The organism is Ornithinibacillus sp. 4-3, assembly GCF_040958695.1.
Lineage (GTDB): Bacteria > Bacillota > Bacilli > Bacillales > Amphibacillaceae > CALAMD01.
The window spans coordinates 956799-968848 of the sequence record NZ_CP162599.1 but is presented as its reverse complement, the minus strand read 5'-3'; the positions used below and the strand labels follow the sequence as shown (position 1 = coordinate 968848).

At 35.9% G+C, this 12050-nt stretch carries 10 protein-coding genes; 2 read left to right on the top strand and 8 right to left on the bottom strand.

Annotation, left to right across the window (positions count from 1 at the left end; all coding sequences use genetic code 11):
• Positions 1-30 precede the first annotated feature (30 nt).
• The 8 genes from AB4Y30_RS04760 to AB4Y30_RS04725 form a co-directional block, all read right to left on the bottom strand.
• A complete protein-coding gene (locus AB4Y30_RS04760) occupies positions 31-942 on the bottom strand; it encodes an ABC transporter permease (RefSeq protein ID WP_368654346.1) in 912 nt (303 codons plus the stop codon).
• A 15-nt stretch (positions 943-957) separates the two neighbouring features.
• Positions 958-1878 carry an ABC transporter permease gene (locus AB4Y30_RS04755; protein ID WP_368654345.1) on the bottom strand — a complete coding sequence of 307 codons (921 nt, stop codon included), beginning with the start codon at positions 1876-1878 and terminating at the stop codon, positions 958-960.
• Between the two features lie 315 nt (positions 1879-2193).
• Positions 2194-3783: an ABC transporter substrate-binding protein gene (locus AB4Y30_RS04750; protein WP_368654344.1), complete on the bottom strand. Its 1590-nt coding sequence runs from the start codon at positions 3781-3783 to the stop codon at positions 2194-2196.
• Between the two features lie 94 nt (positions 3784-3877).
• The gene (locus AB4Y30_RS04745) at positions 3878-5227 is read right to left on the bottom strand and encodes a serine hydrolase domain-containing protein (RefSeq protein ID WP_368654343.1); all 1350 of its coding nucleotides are present in this window, start codon (positions 5225-5227) and stop codon (positions 3878-3880) included.
• Positions 5228-5291: 64 nt separating this feature from the next.
• Complete coding sequence (locus AB4Y30_RS04740; protein WP_368654342.1) at positions 5292-6746, bottom strand: M81 family metallopeptidase; 1455 nt, start codon at positions 6744-6746, stop codon at positions 5292-5294.
• A gap of 57 nt (positions 6747-6803) precedes the next feature.
• On the bottom strand, positions 6804-7682 hold the full coding sequence (locus AB4Y30_RS04735; protein WP_368654341.1) for a serine hydrolase: 879 nt from the start codon (positions 7680-7682) through the stop codon (positions 6804-6806).
• 118 nt (positions 7683-7800) lie between these two features.
• The gene (locus tag AB4Y30_RS04730; RefSeq protein ID WP_368654340.1) at positions 7801-9363 is read right to left on the bottom strand and encodes an ABC transporter substrate-binding protein; all 1563 of its coding nucleotides are present in this window, start codon (positions 9361-9363) and stop codon (positions 7801-7803) included.
• A 358-nt stretch (positions 9364-9721) separates the two neighbouring features.
• A complete protein-coding gene (locus AB4Y30_RS04725; protein ID WP_368654339.1) occupies positions 9722-10135 on the bottom strand; it encodes a hypothetical protein in 414 nt (137 codons plus the stop codon).
• 122 nt (positions 10136-10257) lie between these two features.
• On the opposite strand from AB4Y30_RS04725, the gene AB4Y30_RS04720 reads away from it, so the two are divergent.
• Both AB4Y30_RS04720 and AB4Y30_RS04715 read left to right on the top strand, forming a co-directional pair.
• Positions 10258-11271 carry an asparaginase gene (locus AB4Y30_RS04720; protein ID WP_368654338.1) on the top strand — a complete coding sequence of 338 codons (1014 nt, stop codon included), beginning with the start codon at positions 10258-10260 and terminating at the stop codon, positions 11269-11271.
• Between the two features lie 19 nt (positions 11272-11290).
• A complete protein-coding gene (locus tag AB4Y30_RS04715) occupies positions 11291-12037 on the top strand; it encodes an arylamine N-acetyltransferase (RefSeq protein ID WP_368654337.1) in 747 nt (248 codons plus the stop codon).
• Positions 12038-12050 lie beyond the last annotated feature (13 nt).

The window sequence follows — 12050 nt, the reverse complement described above, 5'->3', positions numbered from 1 at the left end:
CGTTCCTCCTCTGAAAGTAGAATTCTTATGCTATAGCTTCATTCTTGGATCTAATGCGTCACGTAAGCCATCTCCTAAAAGGTTAAAGCCTAACACGACAAGCATAATTGCAAGTCCAGGGAATAAGGTCATCCACCATGCTTGGCTTAAAAAGGATTTCCCAACAAACACAAGTGCTCCCCACTCTGGGTTTGGAGGTTGTGCACCTAACCCTAAGAAACTAAGTGCTGCTGCGGCTAAAATCGCACTACCAAACTCTAACGTTGCTAAAACGATAATTGGTGATGCAATATTTGGTAAAATGTGTTTGAAAATGATTTTCCAATCCTTTACCCCAAGTGCTTTAGCTGCTTCTACATATTCTACTTCTCGAATAGAAAGTACCGAGCCTCGAACAACTCGGACAAATGAAGGTGTAACTGCTATTGCTACGGCAATCATCGCATTGGTTAAACCTACACCTAAAATAGCAACAATAGCAATCGCTAATAATAAAGATGGGAAAGCCATTAAAATATCAATAAACTGCATAATAAACATATCTACTCGGCGATAAAATCCAGAAATTACTCCTAAAATAACACCGACTGTTCCAGCAATCGCTACAACGAATAATCCCATTAATAAGGATACCCGTCCCCCATATAACATACGGGAAAGCAAATCACGTCCAAATTCATCTGTTCCTAATAGATGTGCAGCTCCAGGACCTACTAAACTATCATCATAATTCATTTCAGTTATTGAATAAGGAGCAAGAACTGGCGCGAAAATAGAAGCTAGCGTAAAGAATAATAGAATACCTGCCCCTACCATTGCCGCTTTATTTTTTCTCAGTCTTCTCCAAACAATCGAAAGATAGGATTTGGATTTTGTTTCCGCTTCTGGTGTTGTTGCTACAAATGTATCTTCCACTGGTTGTTGAGTTGGGTGTTGAGTCAAAACAGTTCTCCTCCTTTAATCGTATTTGATCCTCGGATCAACAATGGTGTAAATAATATCAATAATTAGATTCACAATAATAATTGTAAATGCCATAAATAAAATTAATCCTTGCACTGTCGGAATATCACGTGTTGAAATTGCATCAATTACTAAATTTCCGATACCTGGAAGTGCGAAAACAGTCTCTGTTACAACCGCACCTGCCAATAAATAACCAAACTGCATTCCAATTAAGGTTACAACTGGAATAAGAGCATTTTGCAGGCTATGTCTAAAGATTAGACGATATAAGCTTGCTCCTTTTGCTTGAGCAGTACGAATATAATCTTGACGAATAACTTCTAGCATACTGGAACGGGTCATTCTCGCTATATTACCTGCCGCTCCAAGTGCTAGGGTGATAGATGGTAAAATAAGTGAGTGGAACCCGGAATATCCAGAGATTGGGAACCAACCAAATTGATATGAAAATATTAAAATTAAGAACAATGCAATCCAGAATCCGGGTGCAGAAATTCCCACTAAAGCAATTAACATCGCAATACGGTCAATGATTGTATTTTGTTTGATCGCAGCAATTGTCCCCATTAAAACTCCCGTAATTCCTCCAAGTACAACACTATATAATGCTAATTGTGCTGTTACTGGAATACGATTTAAAATTTCCTCCATTACGGTATAACCAGTAATATAAGAAGTTCCTAAATCTCCTTGTACAACACCTAGCATATAATTAAAATATTGAATTAATAATGGCTGATCTAGTCCCAGTTGGCTGTTTAATTTTGCAATTGCTTCTTCCGTTGCAAAATCTCCTAGAATATAGGTAACAGGGTCCCCTGGAATCAAGTGAACCATAAAAAATACGATAATCGAGACACCAAGCAACGTAACTAGCATCGTTGAGAGTCTTTTAAGTATGTAAGATGACAACGTAAACTCCTCCTATCAAATACGCATCGGCGTATTTACGTCCAGATTTTTTTGAGTTCACTAGCAGACCATCACGTCTTATGATAACGGATCACTGACCTGTTTCGTGCAGTTCTCCTAAAAAACCTGTGACATCCGCCGGAGAATTTATCTTCGTTCAGCCAGAATTCTAATTCCTATGAAACAGAATAAAACAACTTTTGTCTCTCTACCTTTAGAGGAGAAAAGTGTTCTACTGCATGAAGATAAAAAGGATATATTCTGTGTTGTTAATATTAGTTGGGAAAGCCAAATAGGCTTTCCCATTTTCAAAAATTAGTTTCCTAAATATGCTCCATCCCAAATGAAAATATTTTGAATTGGATGCTTCTCAAGTCCTGTTACTCCACGACTAGCAGTAACATTTTCTCTAACAAATAATGGTACCCAAGGGGCATTCTCTACTAAGTAATCTTGTACATCTTCAATGTCTTGTAATCTTTGATCCATGTCCATTTCAGAACGCATTTTTTTCAGCATCTGATCTAGCTCTTCTGGCTCCCAGTGCATACGAGTAGACTGACCTTTACCAAATAGAGAGTTTAAGATATCTGCATCATACCAACCATATTGCCATAGTAGCATCTGGTGTGCTCCTTCTGGAGTTTGTGCACGAATCGCAGCATCTTCCTTCACCATTAACTGAACATCGATTCCAATTTCTTTTAATTGGTTTTGAATAATTTGTCCAATACGTTGCATTACTGGCTCATCCGTCATCCATAGCTCAACGGAGAATGGCTCACCATCTTTCATAGCAATACCATTACTATTTACTTCATCCCAACCAGCTTCTGCAAGTAATTGTTTCGCACCTTCAACATCACGTGAATACATTTCTTTCGCTTTATCTTCAATCTTCTGACTATACCCTAAAATAGTTGGAGGTAATGGACCATAAATTGGTTGACCTAAACCTTGTAAAGAATGTTCGATAATTGGATCACGATCAATACCTTTAGCAATTGCTTGACGAACTTTTAAATCTTCAAAAATAGGTAGCTTCATATTAAATCCTAGGTATGTGTTACCATTAGCTAGGACACGATCAATTTGTACCTCATCATCAGCTTCTAATTCTTCCATGTATTGAGGTGGAACATTTGGCAATACATGAACATTACCGCTCTTGAACTCTAACAAACGAGTTTCATCATCTGAGATAAAACGGAATAGTACTTGATCAAATTTTGGTGGACCTTCTTCTCCCCAGCGGAAATCTTCAAATGGTTCATAAAGAATTGATTCTCCACGCTTTGTTTCTACATGTTTTAATGGACCTGATCCAATAGGATCTTTTTCAAATCCCATCAAATCATCATCTAGTACTGACGTATCCAGAATTCCTAAATAGGAAGTTGTTGCATTACTAAAGAATGGTGCAAATGGTGTTTCCCAAGTCATTTTCAATGTTAAATCATCGATAACTTCCATATCAGCAATTGGCCCTAAATAATCGCCAGCTGAGATTACTTGATAGCGTTCAAAGGTTTTCATAACAGCCTCTGCGTTTACAGGATTACCGTTATGGAAAGTAATACCTTCTTTTAATTTTAATTCCATCGATAATGAATCATCAGAGATTTCGTAATCTTCTACAAGACCATTAGCAATGTTCCCTTCATCATCGGAAACGAATAATCTATCATAAATATGTGTATTTGCATCATCTACCCATGTAGTGTTGTGAACATCTACTGTATCTGGTTCACGAACAGATGCAATGACTAAAGTACCTCCATCGCCTCCACCTTCACTAACACCTTCTCCTCCAGTAGATTCATCAGTTTTTTTAGAACTACATCCCACTAAGACAAACAGTAAAATAAATATGCTTAAAAGTAGACCATAACCAATTTTTTTCATCTAAATTACCCTCCCCAGAATGTTTTTTAAAACATTTGCCTTCACTCTTACTTTTTTTATAGCGAGACCTTCCCCCTTTCAAAATCTATTTAACCTAACGCTTCCAGAGCTGGCGATAGTGAAACTCTAATCGATCTACTTCGCCATTTTCTTCAAAAACAAAGCGTATCGCTTCTTCTTGATCACGAAGATTTACTTGGAAGGTATCATTCCCAATGTAGCGAATGGGATGATATGCACTATTCATAAAAAAGGTGAGTTGTGATCCATACGAATCAATGATTACTTTCATACCTTCATCAGATTCATAGAGTCCTTTTAAGCTCTCTAGTTTTTCTACTGATAGCGTATGTTCTTTATAATTGTTATGGGATGCTTTCACATTTTCCCCTAGTGCATCATTAAGGGCACTTAATATAATGGTTCCCGCTGGAATATCAGCTAGATTGGTTAAAATAACTCCAGTCAAACCGGCTTCTGGTACAATACACATTCTTGATGCCACACCAGGTAAACTACCACTATGTTCAACCAGTGTATGACCATGATAATCTGGTGTAATCATTAATCCATAACCATAAAATTTCCCAGGTTCGATTTCGATATATGGTGTTGTCATTTGTTTAACACTTTCCGCATTTAAAATTTGTCGACTACCAGACAAACCTTTATTTCGGAAAATTTCTGCATAACGCAACATATCATTTACTGTCGATCTTAAAAATCCTGAGGCCTTCATAAATGGTGTCTCTCCCCAGCCATCCAATGGATAAACACTTGTTTGTCCACGAACAACCTTTGCCTCATATAATTTAGTAATATTTCCATCTTCAAGTACATCCGTTATATCAAACATTGTATTTGACATACCACATGGCTCTAATATATTTTTCTGAATATAACTGTCATAGCTTTGTCCACTTGCACGCGCAACAATTGTTCCTAGTAAATTGTATGCATGATTGGAATAGCTGAACTGCTCTCCAGGTTCGCCTAATAACTGTACTTTTTGTCCATTCACAAATTGAATAAAATCTTCATGTGATTGAACAGCCGTTTTGCCTCCCTCACCAACAGATGAAGCTAGTGGTGGCAACCCGGATGTATGTGTCATAAAATGATGAATTGTCATCTTCGCTGTTTTCTCTGCATCTACTATCTTTAATTCTGGTATATGCTTCACAACAGGATCATCTACAGATAGTTTCCCTTGTTCTTGTAATTGCATAATAGCTACACAAGTAAAGGATTTTGTAATAGATGCAATTCCAAATATCGTATCTCCTGTAACTGGTAAGTCGTTATCAGCATCCCGATGACCAAATCCTTTATAATAAAAGGACTTTCCATCCTTATTTAATCCGACACTAATTCCTGGTATTAGATATTTTTCCTGTAATTCCTTTGCGTAAGTTTCAAAACTTTTCAGTGTTGATTCTCCCATCGGCTACTCCTCCATTGAATTTCTATGATTCTTTCTCATTAGAATAATCGAAAAATTCTTTGCATTAATTTAAAGGGAAAATTTCCATTTTTAAATTTGAATAATCAAATGAAGTGAAATCCATCGTCGATAAACCTGGTGAATCAACAGTAATAATTTTTGAACTAATTGGTTCAAAACCAGCTCTAAAATGTTGGCTAGATTTTAATGCAACAATTTTAAATTGCTGGATATCGATACCATGTAATAAGAAAACTTCATCATCTAAGGTTTGTGTTTTTACAGAACAGACAATGATATCTACCCCATTACATTGCAAGCGGACAGAAGTTCCTAAATTAACCAATTCACCTTTCCCCATATCAGAGGACTGGACAAATTTACCATCTGTTACAGCTTTTACATATGCACTTAATTGAATTGGTTCTCCATGTAAATCATCTGTTTTTCCACCTAAGGATACTTCAACGGTTGCCCCTACACCTGCTTCTGCAGCAATCTTAGCTACTTCAGGATCATACATGAATCCAAAACACGCATCCGTTAGATTTGCCGCAAGCATTTCACGAAGTAAATAAGTTCCATCAGCCGGCGTTCCAGCACCTGGATTATCCGATGTTTCATTGATAACTACTGGACGTCCTTCATGTGCAAGTGCGAGTGCAATTCCTTCCTTCGGTGATGGTTGTTCCACAATGAATTCATGCTTCTTCTCCTCAATAAAACTACTAACATCATTAGCCACTTGTTTTGCTAATTCTGGGTCATTATTGGTTGTCACTAATACAGCTACACCTAAATGGCTAATATTTGTGTAGGGAAATCCATGATAAAATGTACAATCTATTACGCCTTCTTTGTCTTCCCATTGATAGCAAAGCTGATTCACATCACTTGCTGGTGACAAATTTGTTGTAGATGTTGGAATCATGATTGGTAGCTGTTCTAAATACATAGTTGGTTTTACTTTCTCCTCAACAATCTCTGTTGCTAAAACCACTGCCTCTGCACCAATTTCATAACTATCCGTATGTGGGTATAAATGATTCCCTAAAATAGCATCTGCTATATCTACCATTTTTGGCGTCATATTAGCATGTAAATCTAATGTTACGATAATCGGAGTGTCCTCTCCAACAGCTACTCGAACTTCTTCTAACAAAGAGCCTTCAAGATCTTCTGTATTTTCTGCAACACCTGCACCATGAAGACTTAATACAACAGCATCAACATCAGTAGCTTGTCTAACGCCGCCCATTAATGCATTCTTCAATGCCTCGTATGTGTCTGTTGTAATGATACCTGATGGGGTGGCAGTAACAGCAAAGGTCGGAAAAATTTCGAGTTCCAATTCTTCTGCTTTATCAACCATTCCTCCAATAAAATTACGTATACCACGATTTTTTTCAATCAGTGTATTCCCAAGATCCCAGCCGCGAAGTTCAAATGCTTCAACTGTTGTTTTTACATTAGAAAATGTATTCGTTTCATGCTGAATTCCGCCTATGATTATTTTCAATGCTTTCCGCTCCTTTGATCGCAGATTAACTTCCTAGTAATAATTCTGAAAGATATCTTATTTTACAAAGCTGTCGTATGCCATTCTCGAAATTTTAGCGATAGGTTCATTACCTTGATAACCTTCTTGGTTTCCAGCTGTAAATGCTGTCATTACATATTCACCTTTACCATCTGGCAAATACACAATTCCTGTATCGTTAAACATCGTAGCAATGGAACCAGTCTTGCTTGCAACTTCCGTGTGTGGTGGTAGTAAGCCACCAATTCTTTGTTTGTATTGCTGACGATGCATAATATCACGAATATCTTCACACACCGCTTGAGAAACAAATTCATTTTTAGCGATTTTTTCAACTAATGCAGACATATCTCGTGGTGTACTTAAATTATTTTTTACCTCTTCACTAAATATAATAGGATCTGTTTCATTTGTTTTAAAAGCGTCAATGATCTCATTGTATGACTGTCTATTCTGTGGTCTTTCACTAACACCTGCAACTAAACGTAACAGATCCCAACATGGGTGTGCGATATGGATGTTTTCAATTCCGACTTCTCTCATTTTATTTTCAACTGTATCTACTCCGATAAGCTCAAGAATCTTATCTGTAGCTAAATTATCACTTACAATAATCATTAATGTTGCAATATCACGAATTGTAAGCTCAACTCCTGGAGCTAATTCTTGAATAACACCTGAACCTGGAACTAGATCATCTTCACTAAATTTAATTCGTTTCGTATCATCTATTTTCCCTTGATGCACAAGATCATATAAAGTTGCTAGAATAGGCACTTTAAACACACTTGCCATTTGAAATAAACGATCTGAATTAATATTTACTTCTTCATTTGTACGTAAGTTTTTAATATGTATACCAAAATCAGCATCTACCGTTTTAATATAGTCTTCAATTTGTTGCTGTAAGCTCATTTCATCTTCACTCCTATTATTTTTTAAATCGAGACAAAAGCTTGATTGCCACAAATGAATAGGAAATTATTACACTACATTCACTTTTGCATCCAAGCCTCTGCCTCATTTTTATTTCTTATTCTGACATCTGGATTGTTTCCCAAACGATATTGTTACCGATTGGGTGAATCTCAAATTTGTCAAAACCACGAACAGCATTAATTCCATCTTTTACATATAATGGAACCCATGGAGATTGCTCAATTAATAATTTTTGAGCTTCTTCATACATTGCTAAACGTTTTTCTGTATCCATCTCCATTCCTGCTTCTTCTAAAATTGAGTAAATTTCTTCTTTTTCGTAATGTAATCTAGTTGATTTACCATCACCAAATAATAAGAAGTTCAATACATCTGCATCTAACCAACCAAAGCTCCAAAGTAACATCTCATGTTGTCCTTGTGGCGTCATTTCAATAATCGCTGCAGATTCCATTACAGAGATATTAATCTCAATTCCAATCTCCATTAACTGATTTTGGATAATTTGTGCTGCACGTTGGTTTGCTGGATCATTGTCTACCCATAGTTCCACAGAGAATTTTTCTCCATCTTTTTCAACAACACCACCTGAACCAGCTTCCCAGCCCGCTTCTGATAAAAGCTGCTTTGCTTGCTCAATATCTTGTGTATACTTTTCTTTTGCCATATTTTCTATATCTTCACTATATCCATAAGTTGCTGGAGGTAGCGGCCCAAAGATCGGAGTAGCTTCTCCATTAAATGTTGTTTGAATAATTGCATCTCTATCGATTGCTAATGCGATTGCCTGTCTTACCTTTTCATCTTGGAAGATAGGTAATTTGTTATTCCATCCTAAATAGTTCATTACATAGTTTGGAACACGTATGATATCTACTTCCTCGTCCTCTTCCAGTTCTTCAACATATTGGAATGGAACATCTAATAATACATTCACATTTCCTCTCTTAAACTCTAATACTCGTGTTTCATCATCCGTAATAAAGCGGAACTTTACTTCGTCAAATCCAGGCTCATCATTTTCCCAATTGTAATACTCATCAAATGGCTTATAAATAATAGAATCTCCGCGTTTGATCTCGTCAACCATTAATGGTCCTGAAGCAATTGGATTCTTTTCAAATCCATCTCCATCTTCATCCAATACAGATACATCTATAGGTGCTAAATATTGTGAAGTTAAGTTTGAGAAAATCGGCGCAAATGGCTCAGACCACTCAATTGTAAAAGAAGTATCGTCAATTACTTCAATATTCTCTACTGTTCCAACATTTGTGCTGAATGGAGATCTATCCATTAAACGTTCAAAAGTTTGTTTTATCGCTTCTGCAGTAACCGGTTCACCTGAATGAAACTTAGCATCATCTCTCATATGAAAAGTTACTGATAACCCATCATCTGCTACTTCATATTCTTCTATTAAATTCGGAATTAAATTCCCATCAAAATCATATTCCATTAAGCTATCATAAGGTGCACCATTAGCATCACCTACAGAAGATGTACCATGAATGTCGATAGTATCTGGTTCAGTTACGACACCAATGACGATATTTCTTGCATCACCACCGCTTCCTGATCCCCCCTTACTACAACCAGCAATGACAAGCATTACTGCGACTAGCATAAATAATAAAACCTTCCCTTTCCTCCGCATACAAATAATCCCCCTTAGTTTCCATTAATTGAAATGCTGTTTTAATATTTTGACTACTATCTATAATATAAAAATCTTTCAATAAACACAACTACTACTATTTAAAATTATCAGAAGAATTTAACCTTTTTATTATAATCTATTTTTTCGAACTCGTATAGTAAAAGCGCTTTCATTTATATTGTAAGCATGTAAGAATACTTTTATTTCTTTTATAATTAAGGATAAATTAATATTAAATTCATCATTTGCGAGCTTGGAAGTTTTTCACTATCTATTGATAGATTGGTATTATTTCATTAAAACGAACGTCATGAACATAAATTTCAATTTAACAGAAAGTCAAGTGAATCCTAAATTATCCTTCAACAAGAGCATAATATTTTAAGCTTTCTTCAGCAAATTCTACAATTAAAAACATTTCATTTTCTTCGTTCGTCTTAAATATTTTTGCCCCGACCGGCAATTTATTAGCCATGCCATCTTCAAAACTTGCATCTGCTCCATTTCTGGTTTTTATTTCTCCGATTTCCTTATCTTTCGTTAGTACTTTTTCTTCCACCCAATCGATATTTGTTGTATAGATAATACCGTTAAATTGGAAAATATCAGCATCAGGATCTAGTGTTAATACTTCTTCAGCATTAGGATTCTCAATTGTTACCGTAGTAGTTGTTGTTTCCCCCTCTCTAGCACAACCAAATATTGTTAGTATTAAAGCAATGAGCATAATACAAGAAATGATTTTGTTAGATTTTAGATGCTTTAGCAAAATAGACATCCCTCTCTTAAAAAAATTATATCCTAAAAATTATAGATTATTATAGCATGTACTATTAGCTCTTTATTGGTCCTAATATAGTTTCGTAGACACAACTAGGTTAAATTTATACAATGAGAATAAAGGAGGCGTTTTTATTGAAAAAAATCTTACTACTAACTACTGGTGGAACCATTTCTGGTGCTGGTTCAGATCGTCTTGATTTAAAAGATTATAAAGCAGGTAATTATTCAGGTGAATACTTCCTTGAACAAGTTCCAGAAATTAAGCAATACGCAAATGTTATCGTCGAGCATGTTGACAATATTGTTAGTACTGCCATTCAAAACTCACATTGGATTACACTTAGAGATCGTATTACAAAAGCTTTTCATTCAGAAGATTTTGATGGAGTTGTTATTACACATGGAACAAATACCATGGAAGAAACAGCATACTTCTTGCATTTAACAGTACCTAGTGAAAAACCAATTGTTTTAGTTGGTTCACAGCGTCCCTTCACCGCTATAAGTAGTGATGGTCCAATTAATTTACTTCATGCTGTTCGTGTTGCTGCCAGTGATGAAGCATATGGAAAAGGTGCTTTAGTAGTAATGAATGATGAGATAAATGGCGCAAGAGAAGTAACGAAAACAAATACATATCGCCTAGAAACATTTCAATCTGGACAGCATGGGTTTCTTGGATTTGTAGAACCTGATAACTCCATTCAGTTCTATCGCGCTCCAACAAGAAAACATACAGCATATTCCGATTTCGCAGATGTAGATTTAACAGATATTCCAGCTGTTGAAATTGTTTATTCTTATGCTGGAGTTACAGGTGATCTGATTCGATATATTACGGAATCTGGTAAATATAAAGGGATTGTTGTAGCGGGTACTGGTGCCGGTACTGTCTCTCCTGCCGAAGAGGAAGCTCTTTTAGAAGCTAAAGAAAAGGGCATTTATATTGTTCGCTGTAGTCGTCTTGGAAATGGAAGAGTTGCTTCAATGAAATCATATGAAAAGCTTAATCCTGTCATTGGTGATAATTTATTAGTACAGAAAGCTAGAATTCTATTAATGCTTTCTTTAATAAAATATGACAATGTAGAAGATATTCAAAAAATATTTGATACACATTAATATAGAAAGCAGGATAAAAATGGATATTCAAGCTTATTTAAAACGTATAAAAGCCCCAGAAAATATAAATGTAGATTTAGAATCCTTGCGCAAACTACAACAAGCACATTTATTCCATGTTCCTTTTGAAAACTTAGATGTAATGCGCAGGGAGCCAATTTATCTAAATACAGAACATATGTATAAGAAAATAGTAGAAAGCAATCGTGGTGGCTATTGCTATGAGGTCAATGGTCTATTCCATTGGGCATTATCAGCACTTGGCTTTAATGCTAGTCTTGGCTCTGCAACGGTACGTCGTCCACAAGGCTATTGGGCAAAAGAAGATACACATATGATTATTTTTGTAAAAATAGAGAATGCCATTTACTTAACGGATGTTGGATTTGGTGATTCCAATTATCACTCTATCCCACTCGATGGAAGTGAGCAGGCTGACGCAAGTGGAACATATAAAGTAATCGAAGCTGATGAAACCTGGTATCATCTTACACGTCAAAATGAAGAAGGATGGGCTCCTTTATACCGTTTTCAACTAAAAGAAAAACAGCTCATTGACTTTCATGAAGGTATTGTTTTCAATCAAGTCTCACCAGGTTCTTCCTTTACTCACCATGATTTAGTGACAAAAGCTACACCTACTGGAAGAATTACTTTACGTGATCAAACATTGATTACAAAAGAGAATGGAATCATTGAAAAGGCTGATTTGACAGATAAAGAAAAAGCACAAGTACTTTTAAATACTTTTAATATCCAAATTTAAAACATAAAAAGAG

Excerpts from the sequence above, each read along its gene's own strand:
- AB4Y30_RS04750 (WP_368654344.1), bottom strand. The coding sequence starts at position 3,783 with ATGAAAAAAATTGGTTATGGTCTACTTTTAAGCATATTTATTTTACTG.
- AB4Y30_RS04745 (WP_368654343.1), bottom strand. The coding sequence starts at position 5,227 with ATGGGAGAATCAACACTGAAAAGTTTTGAAACTTACGCAAAGGAATTA.
- AB4Y30_RS04735 (WP_368654341.1), bottom strand. The coding sequence starts at position 7,682 with ATGAGCTTACAGCAACAAATTGAAGACTATATTAAAACGGTAGATGCT.
- AB4Y30_RS04730 (WP_368654340.1), bottom strand. The coding sequence starts at position 9,363 with ATGCGGAGGAAAGGGAAGGTTTTATTATTTATGCTAGTCGCAGTAATG.
- AB4Y30_RS04720 (WP_368654338.1), top strand. The coding sequence starts at position 10,258 with ATGAGAATAAAGGAGGCGTTTTTATTGAAAAAAATCTTACTACTAACT.
- AB4Y30_RS04715 (WP_368654337.1), top strand. The coding sequence starts at position 11,291 with ATGGATATTCAAGCTTATTTAAAACGTATAAAAGCCCCAGAAAATATA.